This window comes from Azospirillum sp. UENF 111221 (genome assembly GCF_058780625.1).
Genome location: NZ_JBSNCH010000005.1, coordinates 1812858 through 1830000 on the forward strand (window position 1 = coordinate 1812858; position 17143 = coordinate 1830000).

The 17143-nt window shown below is 65.9% G+C and carries 12 protein-coding genes, 1 tRNA gene and 2 rRNA genes (1 of these 15 running past the window's edge); 4 read left to right on the forward strand and 11 right to left on the reverse strand.

All coding sequences use genetic code 11. The features are described from left to right. The first annotated feature begins 12 nt into the window (after positions 1-12). Positions 13-1251, forward strand: a complete 1239-nt coding sequence (locus tag ACWPN3_RS23215) for a class I SAM-dependent methyltransferase (protein WP_109445919.1) — start codon at positions 13-15, stop codon at positions 1249-1251. 28 nt (positions 1252-1279) lie between these two features. On the opposite strand, the gene ACWPN3_RS23220 is transcribed toward ACWPN3_RS23215, so the two are convergent. Beyond that, on the reverse strand, positions 1280-2662 hold the full coding sequence (locus ACWPN3_RS23220) for an aspartate aminotransferase family protein (protein ID WP_492241293.1): 1383 nt from the start codon (positions 2660-2662) through the stop codon (positions 1280-1282). Positions 2663-2886: 224 nt separating this feature from the next. Between ACWPN3_RS23220 and ACWPN3_RS23225 the strand changes: the two genes are divergently transcribed. Continuing rightward, positions 2887-3522 (forward strand): glutathione S-transferase family protein, encoded by a 636-nt coding sequence (locus ACWPN3_RS23225; protein WP_492241294.1) that lies wholly within the window; start codon positions 2887-2889, stop codon positions 3520-3522. 42 nt (positions 3523-3564) lie between these two features. Here the strand turns inward: ACWPN3_RS23225 and clpB are convergent, their stop codons facing one another. Next, a complete protein-coding gene (gene clpB, locus ACWPN3_RS23230) occupies positions 3565-6168 on the reverse strand; it encodes an ATP-dependent chaperone ClpB (protein ID WP_492241295.1) in 2604 nt (867 codons plus the stop codon). Positions 6169-6474: 306 nt separating this feature from the next. On the opposite strand from clpB, the gene ACWPN3_RS23235 reads away from it, so the two are divergent. Together ACWPN3_RS23235 and ACWPN3_RS23240 are read left to right on the forward strand one after the other, a co-directional pair. After that, positions 6475-7026, forward strand: coding sequence for an NUDIX domain-containing protein (locus tag ACWPN3_RS23235; protein ID WP_492241296.1), 552 nt, complete (start codon positions 6475-6477; stop codon positions 7024-7026). Between the two features lie 127 nt (positions 7027-7153). Continuing rightward, entirely contained in the window at positions 7154-7918 is a 765-nt protein-coding gene (locus tag ACWPN3_RS23240) for an MOSC domain-containing protein (protein ID WP_109445929.1), read from the forward strand. A gap of 26 nt (positions 7919-7944) precedes the next feature. On the opposite strand, the gene ACWPN3_RS23245 is transcribed toward ACWPN3_RS23240, so the two are convergent. From ACWPN3_RS23245 to ACWPN3_RS23285, 9 genes are all read right to left on the reverse strand, one after another. Continuing rightward, a complete protein-coding gene (locus tag ACWPN3_RS23245) occupies positions 7945-8385 on the reverse strand; it encodes a DUF4167 domain-containing protein (RefSeq protein ID WP_492241297.1) in 441 nt (146 codons plus the stop codon). Positions 8386-8668: 283 nt separating this feature from the next. Further along, the gene (prmC, locus tag ACWPN3_RS23250) at positions 8669-9517 is read right to left on the reverse strand and encodes a peptide chain release factor N(5)-glutamine methyltransferase (protein WP_492241298.1); all 849 of its coding nucleotides are present in this window, start codon (positions 9515-9517) and stop codon (positions 8669-8671) included. Between the two features lie 4 nt (positions 9518-9521). Then, positions 9522-10607: a peptide chain release factor 1 gene (gene prfA / locus ACWPN3_RS23255; RefSeq protein ID WP_109445935.1), complete on the reverse strand. Its 1086-nt coding sequence runs from the start codon at positions 10605-10607 to the stop codon at positions 9522-9524. After that, positions 10582-11913: a glutamyl-tRNA reductase gene (gene hemA, locus ACWPN3_RS23260; RefSeq protein ID WP_492241299.1), complete on the reverse strand. Its 1332-nt coding sequence runs from the start codon at positions 11911-11913 to the stop codon at positions 10582-10584. Before hemA ends, prfA begins: the two co-directional genes overlap by 26 nt. A 37-nt stretch (positions 11914-11950) precedes the next feature. Then, on the reverse strand, positions 11951-13120 hold the full coding sequence (gene ispG / locus ACWPN3_RS23265) for a flavodoxin-dependent (E)-4-hydroxy-3-methylbut-2-enyl-diphosphate synthase (RefSeq protein WP_492261766.1): 1170 nt from the start codon (positions 13118-13120) through the stop codon (positions 11951-11953). Between the two features lie 152 nt (positions 13121-13272). Beyond that, positions 13273-14433: a helix-turn-helix domain-containing protein gene (locus tag ACWPN3_RS23270; RefSeq protein ID WP_492261767.1), complete on the reverse strand. Its 1161-nt coding sequence runs from the start codon at positions 14431-14433 to the stop codon at positions 13273-13275. Positions 14434-14737: 304 nt separating this feature from the next. Next, a tRNA-Met gene (locus ACWPN3_RS23275) sits at positions 14738-14814 on the reverse strand. 81 nt (positions 14815-14895) lie between these two features. Beyond that, a 5S ribosomal RNA gene (gene rrf, locus ACWPN3_RS23280) occupies positions 14896-15011 on the reverse strand. 149 nt (positions 15012-15160) lie between these two features. Then, positions 15161-17143 (reverse strand): 23S ribosomal RNA (locus ACWPN3_RS23285) (it continues 765 nt past the right edge of the window).

Here is a 17143-nt window from a genome sequence, read left to right on the forward strand (position 1 = left end):
TGAGCGGTTCCCATGAGCATCGACGACCTGCGCGCCCAGTATGAAGCCTATCCCTATCCGGCGCGCAATCCGGCTGACGAGGCCGGACGGCTGATCACCGGCTCGCCCAGCCACCTGGACGAGCTGGTGCAGCATGTCTTCGGCGGCCGGATCGACCATAGCAAGCCGCTGCGGGTTCTGGTGGCCGGCGGCGGCACGGGGGACGGCACCATCATGCTGGCGCAGCAGATGGCCGATGCCGGCAATCCCGGCCGCATCGCCTACATCGACCTGTCCGACGCCAGCCGCGCCGTCGCCGAAGCGCGGGCCAAGGCGCGCGGCCTGACCAACATCGACTTCCACCGGGGGTCGCTGCTGGAGCTGGGCGGGGTCACGGCGGAAGCGGGGCCGTTCGACTACATCGACTGCTGCGGCGTGCTGCACCATCTGGACGACCCGGCGGCCGGCCTGCGCTCGCTGGCCGGCGCGCTGGCACCCGGCGGCGGCATCGGCATCATGGTCTACGCGCCCTACGGCCGCACCGGCGTCTACCCGATGCAGGAAGCGCTGCGCGGCATGACCGAGGGGTTGCCGCCCGCCGAAAAGGTGGCGCTTGCACGCCGGCTGATCCAGGCGCTGCCGCCGACCAACTGGCTGCTGAACAACCCGCACATCAGCGATCACCGGCTGGCCGACGCCAACCTCTACGATCTGCTGTTGCACAGCTGCGACCGCCCCTACAGCGTGCCGCAGTTGGCGGAGCTGGCGGAGAGCGCGGGGCTCGCCGTTGCGACGCTGATCGACCCGCTGCGCTACGAGCCGTCGCTGTGGGTCAAGGACGCCCGCATCCTGAAGCAGCTGTCGGGGCTGGGCATGCTGGAGCGCGCCGCCTGGACCGAGCGCATCACCGGTGCCTTCACCAAGCACATCGCCTATCTGCTGCGTCCCGCCGATCTGGAGGCCGCCCGCATCCAGCCGGACGGGCCGGACGTGGTGCCGGTCCTGCGCGACATCGATGGAAAGACTGTCGCCAAAGCCGTTCCGCCCGGCGGCAGCCTGGAATTCGACCTGATGGGCAGCGTAGTGTCGCTTCCCCTGCCCCGGCTGGCCGGCCCGATCCTGTCTAGGGTCGACGGCAGGACCAGCCTGGGCGCGCTGCACACCGCAATCGAGCCGACAACGAAAGTCACCTGGGAGCAGTTCCTCGCCCAGTTCTGCCAGCTGTTCGACGCGCTGGGCGGGCTGGGCAAGATGCATCTGCGGCGGGGATAGGACGCGAAGCCCCACCCCCGGCCAGCCCTTACCCCCGCAGAACCGACACCGCGGCGTCGAGCGCTTTGGTCAGCCGGTCGAAGACTTGGTGAATTTCCGCCTCGGAAATCACCAGCGGCGGGCAGAGCGCGATGGAATCACCCATGGCGCGAACAATAAGGCCATTGTCCTGGGCCAGACCGTTGACCAGGGCGCCGGCGCGGCCGGGCGGGTCGAAGGGGAGCTTGGTCGCCTTGTCAGCCACCAGTTCCAGCGCGCCGATCAGGCCGATGCCGCGGGCCTCGCCGACCAGCGGATGGTCCGCCAGCGCCTTCAGCCGCGACTGGAAGGCCGGGGCGACCGAGCGGACATGCCCGACGATGTCGCGCTCCTCGTAGATGTTCAACGTTTCCAGCGCCACCGCTGCCGCCACCGGATGGGCGGAATAGGTGTAGCCATGGCCGAAGGTGCCGATCTTCCGGCTTTCCTCGACGCAGGCGCGATAGACGGCGTCACTCACCATCACGGCGGAGATCGGCAGATAACCGGATGACAGCTGCTTGGCGCAGGTCAGGATGTCCGGCTGCATGCCCGTGGTCTGACTGCCCCAGAAATTGCCGGTACGGCCGAAGCCGCAGATCACCTCGTCGGCGACCAGCAGGATGTCGTATTTCTTCAACACCGCCTGGATCTTGGCGAAGTAGGTCGCGGGCGGAACCACGACGCCGCCGGCGCCCATGATCGGCTCGGCGAACATGGCGGCGATGGTGTCCGGCCCCTCGGCCAGGATCAGCGCCTCCAACTGTTCGGCCAAGCGGGTGGCGAAGGCCTCCTCGCTCTCGCCCTCAAGCCCGTTCCTGTAGTGGTGCGGGCAATCGCCATGGATGATGCGGGCGATCGGCAGGTCGAAGTCGCGGTGGTTGTTGGGCAGCCCGGTCAGGCTGGCGGTCGCCACCGTCACGCCGTGATAGGCACGCTGGCGCGACAGGATCTTCTTCTTCTCCGGCCGGCCGAGCGCGTTGTTGTAGTACCAGATCAGCTTGATCGCAGTGTCGTTGGCTTCAGAGCCGGAATTGGCGAAGAAGACCTTGGACATCGGCACCGGCGCCAGCCCGATCAGCTTTTCGGCCAGATCAATGCCGGGCTCGTGCGACTTGTGGCCGAAGATGTGATAGGTGGACAGCTGCCGCATCTGCTTGGTCGCCGCCTGGACCAACCGCTCTTCCCCCCAGCCGAGCGAGACGCACCACAGGCTTGCCATGCCCTCGATGTAATCCTTGCCGCCATCGTCGAAGACGTGGATGCCTTCGCCACGCTCGATGATCATCGGCCCCTGCGTCTCATGGGCGTGCAGGTTGGTGTAGGGATGGAGGACGAAGGCCTTGTCGCGGCTGGCGGCAGAGTTGCCGGCGGTGCTGCCCGGAGCGGTCATGGAGTGGGTCTTCCTGTTCGGTCTTGTCGGGTTCGTTCCCCCGGATGGCCGTAGCAGCCCACCGCAGGGTGTTCGATTTGTTAAACAGTATCGCCGATCATACGCACAGTTTCGCCACTCGACAAACCCGCTTCACCGTCATCCGTGCCATGCGTGCAAGACGCTGGCGGGACGCCAAGCCGGATGGGACAGCTTGACCGGAACGACGAAAGGGAGGAGCCGCCTTGCGCACGCTTTACGGTATGGTCAGCACGGCCGCGATGGCGCCGCACATCCTGCTGCGCGAGATCGGCGAGCCTTTCGAATTGCGGCTGCTCGACCGCGACAAGGGGGAGCACAAGAGTGCGGCCTATCTGGCGCTGAACCCGCATGGCCGCGTACCGACGCTGGTGGATGGCGATCTGGTGCTGTACGAGGCCGCCGCCATCTGCCTGCATCTGGCCGACAGCCATCCGGAGGCGAAGCTCGCCCCGGAGGTCGGCGCGTCAGAGCGGGCGGAGTTCTACAAGTGGCTGGTCTATCTGACCAACAGCGTCCAGGCCGAGATGCTGCTGTACTTCTACCCCGAGCGTTACGTCGAGGGCACACAAGCGCAAGCCGCCTTCAAGGCAGCGACAGAAGCTCGGCTGAACGGTCATTTCGATGGCCTGGACCGCGCGCTTGAAGGGCGTACGTGGCTGTTGGGCGACACGTACAGCGCTGTCGACCCGTACCTGTTAATGCTGTGCCGCTGGACCCGCTTCATGGGCCGCCCGGCACGCACGCTGGGCAATCTCGGACCCTACCTCGCCCGCGTGCTGGAGCGTCCGGCGGTGAAGGCCGCTTTCGAGGCGGAAGGGCTGGGGGCTCCGTTTTACTGAGGAGAAAAGCCCTCTCCCACGGTCGGGAGAGGGCCTTCAACCCTACGCCTTGCGAACAAGCCCGCTCACCGGCTGGCCGTCGATGGTCAGGGAACCGCCTTCGGCACCGACCGCCACCGTCTGGCCGTCCTTGATGCGGCCCTCGAGGATCAGGGTCGCCATCGGGTTCTGCAACTCGCGCTGGATCACCCGCTTCAGCGGACGGGCACCGTAGACCGGGTCGTAGCCGGCCTCGGCCAGCCATTCGGTCGCGGCTTCGTCCACCGTCAGCGTGATCTCGCGGTCGGCGAGCATCCTGGTCAGGCGGCCGAGCTGGATCTTGACGATGCCGCCCATATGCCGGCGGTCGAGCCGGTGGAACAGCAGGATCTCGTCCAGGCGGTTCAGGAACTCCGGCCGGAAATGGGCCCGGACGGCCTCCATCACCTCGTCGCGCACCGCAGCGCTGTCCTCGCCCTCCGCCTGCTCGGCCAGCGCCTGCGAGCCGAGGTTGGAGGTCATGATGATGACCACGTTGCGGAAATCGACCGTACGGCCCTGCCCGTCGGTCAACCGGCCATCGTCCAGCACCTGCAACAGCACGTTGAAGACGTCGGGGTGGGCCTTCTCCACCTCGTCGAACAGCACGACCTGATAGGGCCGGCGGCGCACCGCCTCGGTCAGAGCCCCACCCTCCTCATAGCCGACATAGCCCGGAGGCGCGCCGATCATGCGGGCGACTGAGTGCTTCTCCATATATTCCGACATATCGAGGCGGACCATCGCCGTCTCGTCGTCGAACAGGAACTCGGCCAGCGCCTTGGTCAGCTCGGTCTTGCCGACGCCGGTCGGACCGAGGAACAGGAAAGAGCCGATGGGACGGTTCGGGTCCTGCAACCCGGCGCGCGCCCGGCGCACGGCGTTCGACACCGCGACGATGGCCTCGTCCTGGCCGATGACCCGGCCGCGCAGCTTGTCCTCCATCGCCAGCAGCTTCTCACGCTCGCCGGCCAGCATCTTGTCGACCGGCACGCCGGTCCAGCGGCTGACCACCGCGGCGATGTCGCTGTCGCGCACCTCCTCGTTCAGCATGCGGCTACTGGCATGCTCCTCGGCGTCCTTCAGGGCCTTTTCCAGGCCGGGGATGACGCCATAGGCCAGTTCGCCCGCGCGGCCCCAGTTGCCGTCACGCTGCGCCGTCTCCAGTTCGGTGCGGGCCTTCTCCAGATCCTCCTTGATCTTCTGCGCACCCTGCAGCTGGTCCTTCTCGGCCTGCCACTTGGCGGTCAGCTCGGCCGAGTCCTGCTCCAGATCCGAAAGCTCCCGCTCCAGATTGACCAAGCGGTCGCGCGAGGCGGAATCCTGCTCGCGCTTCAGCGCCTCGCGCTCGATCTTCAGCTGAATGATGCGGCGGTCCAGCTCGTCGATGGCTTCGGGCTTGCTGTCCACCGCCATGCGCAGGCGGCTCGCCGCCTCGTCGATCAGGTCGATGGCCTTGTCGGGCAGGAAGCGGTCGGTGATGTAGCGGTTGGAAAGGGTCGCCGCCGACACGATGGCACTGTCGGTGATGCGCACGCCATGGTGCACCTCGTAGCGCTCCTTCAGGCCGCGCAGGATGGAGATGGTGTCCTCCACCGTCGGCTCCGACACGAAGACCGGCTGGAAGCGCCGGGCCAGCGCCGCGTCTTTCTCGATGTATTTGCGGAACTCGTCCAGCGTGGTGGCGCCGACGCAATGCAGCTCGCCACGCGCCAGCGCGGGCTTCAGCATGTTGGAGGCGTCCATCGCGCCATCGGACTTGCCGGCGCCGACCAGCGTGTGCAGCTCGTCGATGAAGACGACGATCTCGCCTGCCGCTGCCTGGATTTCCGACAGCACGGCCTTCAGCCGCTCCTCGAACTCGCCGCGGTACTTGGCGCCGGCCACCAGCGCGCCGAGATCGAGCGACAGCAGCTGCTTGTTCTTCAGGCCTTCCGGCACGTCGCCCTTGACGATGCGCTGGGCCAACCCCTCGACGATGGCAGTCTTGCCAACGCCGGGCTCGCCGATCAGCACGGGATTGTTCTTGGTGCGGCGGGCCAGCACCTGGATGGTGCGGCGGATTTCCTCGTCACGGCCGATGACGGGATCGAGCTTGCCGTCGCGCGCCGCGGCGGTCAGGTCGCGGGCGTATTTCTTCAGCGCGTCATAGCCCTGCTCGGCGCTGGCGCTGTCGGCGGTGCGACCCTTGCGGATGTCGTTGATGGCGGTGTTCAGCGCCTGCGGCGTCACGCCGGCGGACTTCAACGCCTTGCCCGACGGGGTGCCGTCGGCCATGGCCAGCGCCAGCAGGATGCGTTCGGCGGTGACGAAGCTGTCCCCTGCCTTTTCGGCGACCTTCTCCGCCTGCTCGAAGACGCGGGAGAGTTCGGGCGTCAGGTAGAGCTGACCGGCGCCGCTGCCCTCGACCTTCGGCAGCTTGTCCAGTTCGGCATCGACCGCCGACAGGGCCGCCTTGGGGTCGCCGCCCGCCGCACGGATCAGGTTGGCGGCAAGCCCTTCCTTGTCGTCCAGCAGCGTCTTCAGCAGATGTTCCGGGGTCAGGCGCTGATGCCCACGGCGCACGGCCAGGGTCTGCGCGGCCTGAATGAACCCGCGGCTGCGCTCGGTGTATTGCTCGAAATCCATGATGCTCCCCTTCTCCTGTCGACCGTCCGCGAGGCAGCCCGGTCGACGTGATCCACGCAACTGTGCGATCCGCAAGGATGCTGCCGAAGATGTAGGCAAGGCCAAAGGCCATGCAAGACCATCTGCGTAGAAAGGTTATCGGTGGAGAAACGCGGTCACATCTGCCTCCTCCAGACCGGCTAGGACCGGGAAAAAGAGGTAGCGCGCGACCCGCCGATTGCCCCCTACAACATCCCTCCCGGCCACGGCTAGACTGCCGCCATTCCGCCTTTCCGCCTTCCAAGGGCCCTCGTTCCGGATTTCATCATGACCGATCTGGCCGCCTCCGGTTCCCCGACCAGCACGACGCCGGCATCCGCCGGCCAGCCGATGCCGAGAACCATGACGGGCCGGCTGCTTCGTCTTGCCTGGAGCCTGCGCGGGGTCTGGCATCGGCTGGCACGGCCTCTGACCATGGGGGTGAGGGCGATCATCCTGGACGAGGCGGACCCGGCATCGCCCGGCGTCCTGCTGATCCGGCACAGCTACGTCGATGGCTGGCATCTGCCCGGCGGCGGTGTCGGGCGGGGCGAGACGCTGGTCGACGCCATGCGGCGCGAAGTGCGGGAAGAGGTCGGGCTGATCGCCGACCGCCCTGCTCAGCCTTTCGCCATCTATGCCCGCTTCCGCAACGGGGCGAGCGACCATGTGGCGGTCTATGTCGTGCCTGGCTGGAGCGGCAGCCCGAAGGCCGACGGGGTGGAGATCGTCGAAACCCGTTTCTTCCCGCTCGACCGGCTGCCGGCCGACCTGTCGCCGGCCACCGGACGGCGGCTGGAGGAATTTCTTGGCCGCCGGCCCGTCGCCGAACGCTGGTAGCGGCACCAGATTACAGGGTGGAGCGGGCGGTTCGGACGATCGGCCCTGCCATACCCCAGCCGCAGCGTGAGAAATAGGCACCGCATCGGTTGACAGGGACGCTCCAGCCCTTTCATTGTGCAGTGCAATGAACGCCACACTGACCGTCATCCGCCGCTATCCCGTCAAGGGCATGAGTGGCCAGGATCTTCCCGCAATCGAGCTGACCGCCGGTCAGGCGATTCCGCTCGACCGCCGCTACGGGCTGCTGCACGGCCCGGCCGCGCTGGATACCGAGACGCAGGGCTGGCGCCTGCCGTCGGATTTCTTCACGCTGGACCGCACGGAAAAGCTGGCTGTCTTGCAGAGCGAGTTCGACGAGGCGACGCAGGCGCTGATCATCCGCCGCGGCGGCCGACAGGTGTCGCGCGGCCGGCTGGACCAGCCGATGGGCCGCAACTTGCTGGAACAGTTCTTCGCCGCCTATCTGGCCGGGATCGTCCCCGGCATGCCACGCCTGATCGAAGCGCAACAGGGCGGCTTCGGCAACAGCGAGGAACCCTCGGTCACGCTGCTGAACCTCGCCAGCCTGCGCGACCTGGAGGAGCGGATCGCCAAGCAGCCGGTCGATCCCCGCCGCCTGCGCGCCAACCTGCTGGTGGACGGCATCGATCCCTGGGCGGAGCGCAGTTGGGTCGGCCGGACCCTGACTGTCGGTACGGCAAGGCTGGAGGTGGTGGAAGCGCTCGACTGCACGCCCGGGAACGATGTGAACCCGGATACCGGCGTCGCCGATCTCAGCCTGCCGAACATCATGGAACGCGGCTATGGCCACAGCCAAATCCTGCTGCGCGCCCGGGTGACTGGCGGAGGCCGGATCGCAGTGGGCGACCCGGTCACTCCGGCCGAATAAACATCACCCCAGGTTAGCATCACATATCAGGCGTTTACGGCCGCCCGTTCCTCGCCGTCGGTCTCGTCCTCGGCCGGCTGCTCGTCCTCGTCGCCACCATGCGACGAGATCTGCGGCTGATGGCCGTGCCCATTGCCGGGCTGCCCACCGCGCTGGCGGTTTTCCGATTCCTGAATCTGGTTGATGATTCGGAGGTAATGCTCCGCATGCTGCAGGTAATTTTCCGCCTGCACCCGGTCGCCGGACGACATCGCGTCGCGGGCAAGCGCCTGATACTTCTCCTGCACCTGCCACGCATTGCCGCGGATGCGGACGTCGGGGCCGTTGCTGTCGAAGGTCTGGTGGCGCAGCGGAACATTCTGGCGCCGGCCGGCACCGCCGCCCCCGCCACCACCACTACCGCCGCTGCCCCCGCCGCCGCTGTTGCCACGACCACGCGAACGCCTGGAGTTCGGTCCCTGTCTCATTCGGCTCTTAAGGCCCCATGCAAGAGAAGCGCAGTCCCCGGAACGCTCCGGCGGCCATCCGGCCTTGCGGCCCGGCCACCGAGCCCGCCATGGACGATTTCCATGGGTCGCTCACGGGGTTCAAACGACGCGTCCGCATCGCGTGCGGCAGGCCATGGCGGTCAGCGCTCGGCAGAAAATCATCCGAGATTCTTGCTCCGCAGGCCTTAGGTTCGCGGTCGTGTACCGCACACTACCCGCCAAAGCCTGCCGATCCAACCGTTTTTTTGGATAAGCGGACGCCTCACAGGCTCTTCCGTGCCCTGACACAGCGCTTTACCCCACCAAGGTCACACAGGATTGCGGTGTCTCCCAACCCCTGCGCCCTGACCAGCGCCGCCACATCTTCCGCTTGGCCCTGCCCCACTTCGAAGGCGACCAGTCCACCCGGTACCAGCAGACGCGGCAACTCGGCTGCGAGGATGCGGTAGGGCTCCAGCCCGTCCGGTCCCCCGTCCAGTGCGCGAAGCGGGTCATGCTCCCGCACCTCCGGCTCCAGCGTGGCGATATCGGCGCTGGGGATGTAGGGGGGGTTCGACACCACGATGTCGAAACGCTCCTCGATCCCCTTGGCCCAGTCGCCGGTTTGAAAGCGGGCGCGCTTCGCCAGCCCGTTGCGGTCGGCGTTCCCAGATGCCGCCTCGACCGCGAGCGGGCTGAGATCGATGCCGACACCGGTGGCATTCGGCAGCTCCGACAGCAGCGCCAGCAGGATGCAACCTGTTCCGGTTCCGAAATCGATCAGGCGCAGCGGAGCTTTCCGGTCGGGGATGGTGGCCAGAACCGCTTCCACCACCGTCTCGGTGTCCGGCCGCGGTTCCAGCGTGTCGGGGTTGAGGGCGAGATCGATGGTCCAGAACTCGCGGTGCCCCAGAATGCGCCCCACCGGCTCCCGCGCCGCACGCCGTTCCACCAATGCCAGGGCATGGGCAGCATCGCCATCGGGGATAAGTTGTTCCGCCTTCGTAATGAAGTCGGTGCGGGTGAGGGTCAGCGCATGCTCCAGCAGATAGCGGGCGTCGAGTTCCGGTGTATCGACACCGGCCTCGCGCAGCCGCGCCTCGGCCTGGGCACGCAGGGTGCGGAGGTTCATGCGATCACCCGAGTTCCGCCAGCCGGGCGGCCTCGTCCTCGGCAATCAGGGCGTCGACCAGTTCATCCAGTGCTTCCCCGGCCATCACCTTGTCGATCTTGTAGAGCGTCAGGTTGATGCGATGGTCGGTCACCCGCCCCTGGGGGAAATTGTAGGTACGGATGCGTTCCGAACGGTCGCCGCTGCCCACCTGGTTCTTGCGGTCGGCGGCACGGACAGCGTCCTTCTCCGCCCGTTCGCGGTCGTACAGCCGGGCACGCAGCACCTTCAGCGCCTTGGCCTTGTTCTTGTGCTGCGACTTCTCATCCTGCTGGCTCACCACCAGCCCGGTCGGCAGATGGGTGATGCGCACGGCGCTGTCGGTGGTGTTGACCGACTGGCCGCCGGGACCGGAGGAGCGGAAGACGTCGATCCGCAGATCCTTCTCGTCGATGTGGATGTCCACCTCCTCCGCCTCGGGCAGCACGGCGACGGTGGCGGCCGAGGTGTGGATGCGGCCCTGCGCCTCGGTCGCCGGCACGCGCTGGACGCGGTGAACGCCGGACTCGAATTTCAGCCGGGCGAACACGCCACGGCCGGTGATGTTGGCGGTGGCCTCCTTGTAGCCGCCGATGCCGGTCTCGCTGACGTCCATCGCCTCGAAGCGCCAGCCATGCAGGCCGGCATAGCGACGGTACATCTCGAACAGTTCGGCGGCGAACAGCGCGGCCTCATCGCCACCGGTCCCGGCCCGCACTTCCAGGATGGCGTTCTTTTCGTCCGCCTCATCCTTGGGCAGGAGCGAAATCTGCACCTTGCGCTCCAAATCCGGGATGCGCTTGGTCAGGACGTGGAATTCCTCCTCCGCCATCGCCTTCATCTCGGGGTCGGCGCTGGCATCGCCCATCATCGCCGCTATCATTTCCGCCAGATCGGCAGCCTCGGCGCGGCCCTTCTTCAACTCCGCGATGGCCTCGGCGATCGGGGTGAGGTCGGCATATTCCTTGGACAGCCGGGCGAAGTCGCCGGACTCGGCAAGGCCGGCCGCAAGCGTGTCGCGCAGCTCGTCGTACCGGGCCATCACCTTATCGAACTTCTCGTCCAGGCTCACGTCGCTCGTCCTTATCCCGTTCGTTCTCTTCCAATGCGCCAGCGGTCAGCCGGTCCAGCCCGAACAGGCGGAACATCAGCCGTTCCGCCGCCGCCCGTTCGGCCAGCCCCTCGCCACTGCCATCGGCGGCGAGGGCCCGCAGCGCCTCCGATGGGGCGTGCAGCAGGCGGTTGACCAGCAGCCGCGTCGCCGATGCCGCGTCCAGATCGGCATGCCCGGCCAGCAGGCGCCGCCGCTCCGCTTCGAAATGGCTTCGAAGCGCCGCCACGGCGGGCACCGCTGCGCGTTCCGCACGGTCGCGGGCGAAAGCGGCCACCGCCTCGTCCACGATCATCCAGGCTGCCTGGGTCGCCGCCTCGCGCCCAACCCGGCCCTGCAGCGCCACCCGCTCCAGATCGGCCAGATCATAGACAAAGGCGCCGTCCATGCCCGCCACCGCCGGATCGACATCAGCTGGAATGGCGGCATCGACCACGAAGACCGGCCGGCGGCGGCGGCGCTTCAACACCGTCTCCATCATCGGAGCGGTCAGGATATAGCGCCCAAGACCGGCTGCGGTCACCAGGATATCGGCGCCGGTCATCGCCATCTCCAGATCGGCCCAAGGGGCGAAATGCCCATCGAGCCGCCGAGCCGCCGCTTCCGCCCGCCGATCCACTGGCGCTGCAACGGTCAGCCGCGGCAGCCCGGCTTCACGCAACCCCTCCAGAACCAGGGCCCCCATGTCGCCCATTCCCACCAGCAGAGCGCCGCAGCGCCTGATGTCGCCGTGCAGGTCGCGCGCCACCTGGATGGCTGCCGCGGCCAGCGAGGTTGCGCCCTCCGCAATCGGCGTCTCGCTGCGCACCCGCTTGGCGGCGGCATAGGCGGCCTGCAGAACCGCTTCCAGCTCCGGTCCGGTCAGCCCGGCGCCGGAAGCGCTGCGGTGGGCCGCCTTCAACTGGCCCAGGATATGCGGTTCGCCGACGATCTGGCTGTCGAGCGAGCAGGCCACCGCAAACAGATGGCGCACGGCGTCGATGCCGGTGCGGGTGTAGAGCTGCGGTGCCAGATCGGATGTCGACAGGCTGGCGCGGTCGGCCATGACTTCGGCAATCGCCAGGGCCGCCTCGTTCGGTCGTTCATGGACCGCCTGCACTTCCACCCGGTCGCAGGTGTTGAGCCACAGCACCTGCCCCACCCCCACGGCGCGCAGCCGCTCCAGCATTCCCGCCACTTCCGCCTCGTCGGTGGACAGGCGGTCGCGGACGACGCCGGAGCAGGTCCGGTGGCTGGCGCCGATGACGAGGTAGGAGGTGGTGGTCACGCCGCGGATCGCTGTCCCTGCCCGAATTCCGGGCAGCTTACTCCGCGGCGGGGGCCACGTCTCGCGTGGTTTCTCGGGTGGTTTCGGCTTCGGCAGCCTCCGCGGCGGCCTTCGCCGCCTCGATCTCCGCCGCCTTCTTCTCGACCAGCCCGACCAGATGCTGGACGATGTCCTGGTCCTTCAGCCGATGGTCGGTAACGCCGGACAGATAGACCTGATGGGTGTTGTTGCCACCGCCGGTCAGGCCGATGTCGGTCTCCCGCGCCTCGCCCGGGCCGTTCACGACGCAGCCGATCACCGACAGGGTCAGCGGGGTGGTGATGTGGGCCAGCTTCTGCTCCAGCAGTTCCACCGTCTTGATGACGTTGAAATTCTGCCGGGCGCAGCTGGGGCAGGAAATGACGGTCACGCCGCGCCGGCGCAGCCCCAGCGACTTCAGGATGTCGTAGCCGACCAGGACCTCTTCCGCCGGATCGGCCGACAGCGAGACGCGCAGCGTGTCGCCGATGCCGGACCACAGCAGCATGCCCAATCCGATCGACGATTTCACCGTTCCGGCGCGCAACCCGCCCGCCTCGGTGATACCGATGTGCAGAGGATAGTCGCAGGCTTCCGCCAAGCCCTGGTAGGCAGCGACGGCCAGGAAGGCATCCGAGGCCTTCACCGAGATCTTGAACTCTCGGAAATCATTGTCTTCCAGAATTTTCGCATGGTTCAGCGCGCTTTCGACCATCGCCTCCGGGCAGGGCTCGCCGTATTTCTCCAGCAGATCCTGCTCCAGCGAGCCGGCGTTGACGCCGATGCGCATCGAACAGCCATGGTCCTTGGCCGCCTTCACCACCTCGCGCACCCGCTCGGCCGAGCCGATGTTGCCGGGGTTGATCCGCAGGCAGGCGGCACCGCTCTCCGCCGCTTCGATGGCACGCTTGTAGTGGAAATGGATGTCGGCGACGATCGGTACCTTCACCTGCCGCACAATGTCCTTGAGCGCCAGAGCCGAGTTGCGGTCGGGGCAGGAGACGCGGACGATGTCGGCCCCCACCCGTTCGGCTGCCTGGATCTGCTCCACCGTGGCCTTCACGTCGGTGGTCGGCGTGTTGGTCATGGTCTGGACCGAGATCGGCGCATCACCGCCGACAAGCACGTTGCCGACGCGAATCTGGCGCGATTTGCGGCGAAGGATTTGGCGGTAGGCGCGCACGATCATCTCAGGTCAGCCTCTGGACAGCAAAACGGAACCGGGTGCCGCATCCTAGCGCAGCCGGCATCAGGCCAGAAGTGCGCTCCGGCGCCGGGGATTCAAGGGACAGGGTTGGTGGGGCGCCGCCGACGCATGGCTGACGCCCTCACCGGCCGGTTTCAGCGCCGCACAACCCCGTGGCCGTCGATGGCGACGTCGCGCAGCACCTGCCCGACAGAGCCCAGCGGCGGACTTTCACCACCGTCGGCCATCACCACCAGACCGCCGGCGTTGCCGGTGCGGATCTTCACGTTGGGCTTGTCAGGAACGCGGAAGGTGTCGCCCGGCTTCAACACGCGGGTGAAGACGATCTCGCTGCCATCACGCACCTGAAGCCAGCTTTCCTGCGTCGCCTTCAGGACCAGCTTCGCATTGGTGTTCAGCGTGCCATAAACTTTTCCGTTGGCCGGGACCGATGCGGCCGGAACCGCGGGCGCGGCCGGAGGGGCCGCCGTGGCGTTCAGCGGAGTCGGATCCTGCGGCGACGCCTCGTCGTCGTCCTCGGCCGGCGGGGCCGGTACATTGACGATGCCCTGCCCACCCGTCTGGTTGGCAGCAGGCGCGTTGGCGGAGGGCAATGGCGACTGGGCCGGCGGCAGCACGGCGGCGGCAGTGCCGGCCTGCGGCTTGGCCGCACCGGCTTGCGGAGTTGCCGGCGCTTGCGTGGCGGCGGACGCGACGGTCTGCGGCGGCTTGCCGACGTTGGACGGCGTTCCGGCCGGCGCCGAAGTGGAGGGTGCCGATGCAGCCTGAGTCGGGCTGACCGGAACCGTATTCACCGGAGATTGGGCTGTGTTTGGGGCCGGTGCCGGAACTGCGGGTTCGGCGCCAGGCTGGCCGGACGTTGCGGGCTGGTCGGCCACTTGCTCGGCCGGTTTGGCCGGTACGCCGTCCAGCAGCGAGACCAGACGGTCCGGCAGGGTGGGCACGAGGTCCGCCACCGACCGGTCGGTCGCCGACAGATAATACCAGCCGCCATAAACGATGCCAGCCAGCACCAGCGTGCCGAGCAGCAGCGTTCCGCCCGACGCTCGCCCTTCGGCGGCCGGAGTCGGCAGATACAATTCCTGCCGGCGGACGCTGCCTGCCGCCTCTTCCTTGTAGCGGGTGACGACCATGTCCGGGTCGAGACCCAGGCACTCGGCATAGGAGCGCAGGAAGCCGATGGCATATGTGCTGCCCGGCAGTTCCTGATACCGCCCTTCCTCGATCGCCAGCAGGTAAGGATAGCGGATGCGCAGCATCGTCGCGACGTCGCGCAGGTCATAGCCATGCGCCATCCGCGTCGCACGCAGAGTTCTCGGAGACTGAGGGACCGGACGGAGCCGGATCGAAATCGTCGAAAACCTTGCGCTTGGCCATGGGCTCGCCATCTGCTCGCAGCTTGTGCACACACTGGAAAAGCATGCGCAGCGGGGGCATCCGCGTGGATGCAACTTGCGAAATGGGTACGACATGCCGCCCCCACGGCGCAACCGCAATGACCGCGGGTCAGGGAATGCGGGTCGTGACAAGTGGGTGCAGGGTTCTACTCCGAACAGCAAGAAGCCCGCCCTGCGCGAGCAGGGCGGGCTTCTTGCTTTTTGGTTGCGGGGGCAGGATTTGAACCTGCGGCCTTCAGGTTATGAGCCTGACGAGCTACCGGGCTGCTCCACCCCGCGGATGTTTCATTGTTGGATGAGGGAGTGTGAAGATGCAAGCATGCGTGCTTTTGTGTATTGAGCGTCTCATGTGCCTGAGCGACCTGGCGGCGACCTACTCTCCCACGTCTTAAGACGCAGTACCATTGGCGCGGAGGCTTTTCACGGCCGAGTTCGGGATGGGATCGGGTGTTTGACACCTCGCCATGACCACCAGGTCACCGAGGCACAAGACCGACGCTGTTACTGAAAGCGCTTAATGCTTGTTCAGTGCAAGTGAGGAGGATGTATCGAACGGCGATGCGCTGGTCAAGCACTGCTTTGGAGCAGACTTGCTGCTGCGCATGGCGCGGTGAATTGTGGTGTCGAGATCAAGCCGATCGAGCGATTAGTAAGGCTTAGCTTCAAGCATTGCTGCCCGTCCACATGCCTCCTATCGACGTGATGGTCTGTCACGGCTCTCAAGGGAGCTCTGGTTTAGAGGTGGGTTTCCCGCTTAGATGCTTTCAGCGGTTATCCCGTCCATACTTAGCTACCCGGCCATGCCACTGGCGTGACAACCGGTGCACCAGAGGTATGTCCATCCCGGTCCTCTCGTACTAGGGACAGATTCCTCGCAAAACTCCGACACCCACGGCAGATAGGGACCGAACTGTCTCACGACGTTCTAAACCCAGCTCACGTACCACTTTAATCGGCGAACAGCCGAACCCTTGGGACCTGCTCCAGCCCCAGGATGTGATGAGCCGACATCGAGGTGCCAAACGACTCCGTCGATATGGACTCTTGGGAGTCATCAGCCTGTTATCCCCGGCGTACCTTTTATCCGTTGAGCGATGGCCCGTCCACGTGGAGCCACCGGATCACTATGGCCGACTTTCGTCTCTGCTCGACTTGTCAGTCTTGCAGTCAGGCGGGCTTATGCCATTGCACTCGACGAGCGATTTCCGACCGCTCTGAGCCCACCATCGCGCGCCTCCGTTACACTTTGGGAGGCGACCGCCCCAGTCAAACTACCCGCCATGCAGGGTCCCGGACCCGGATAACGGGCCACGGTTAGATGCCAGAGACTTCAAGGGTGGTATTTCAAGGTTGGCTCCACACGAGCTGGCGCCCATGTTTCCAAGCCTCCCACCTATCCTACACATGAAGTCCCTAGCACCACTGCAAAGCTGTAGTAAAGGTGCACGGGGTCTTTCCGTCTGACCGCGGGAACTCCGCATCTTCACGGAGAGTTCAATTTCGCTGAGTTGGTGTTGGAGACAGCGGGGAAGTCGTTACGCCATTCGTGCAGGTCGGAACTTACCCGACAAGGAATTTCGCTACCTTAGGACCGTTATAGTTACGGCCGCCGTTTACCGGGGCTTCAATTCAGAGCTTGCACTCCTCCTCTTAACCTTCCGGCACCGGGCAGGCGTCAGACCCTATACGTCGCCTTGTGTGGCTTCGCAGAGCCCTGTGTTTTTAGTAAACAGTCGCTACCCCCTGGTCTGTGCCCCCCGCCATGGCTTGCGCCACAACGGGGCCCTCTTCTTCCGAAGTTACGAGGGCAATTTGCCGAGTTCCTTCAACACCATTCTCTCAAGCGCCTGGGTATACTCTACCAGTCCACCTGTGTCGGTTTGGGGTACGGTCTATAAGGCGGGGCTATTTCCTGGAACCGGTCCACAGCACGATCAATCCGATAAGATCGTACACGCTTTCCAATCCGTCACCTCCGCCAGGCCCACGAATATTAACGTGGTTCCCATCGACTACGCCTTTCGGCCTCGCCTTAGGGGCCGGCTCACCCTGCGTGGATTAACCTTGCGCAGGAACCCTTGGACTTTCGGCGACAGTGTTTCTCACACTGTTTGTCGCTACTCATGTCAGCATTCTCACTTCCGATACCTCCAGGCGACCTCACGGACACCCTTCGCAGGCTTACGGAACGCTCCGCTACCACGTGATCTGAAAGATCACATCCGCAGCTTCGGTACACGGCTTGAGCCCCGATACATTTTCGGCGCAGGCCGGCTTAACTAGACCAGTGAGCTATTACGCTTTCTTTAAAGGATGGCTGCTTCTAAGCCAACCTCCTGGTTGTCATGGCCTTCCCACATCCTTTCCCACTTAGCCGTGATTTGGGGACCTTAGCTGGCGGTCTGGGCTGTTTCCCTCTCGACGATGGACCTTAGCACCCACCGTCTGTCTGCCGCGCTCTGCTCACGGGTATTCGGAGTTTGGTTAGGTTTGGTAAGGCTCGCGCCCCCCTAGCCCATCCAGTGCTCTACCCCCCGCGGCAATACGCGACGCGCTACCTAAATAGCTTTCGCGGAGAACCAGCTATTTCCTGATTTGATTGGCCTTT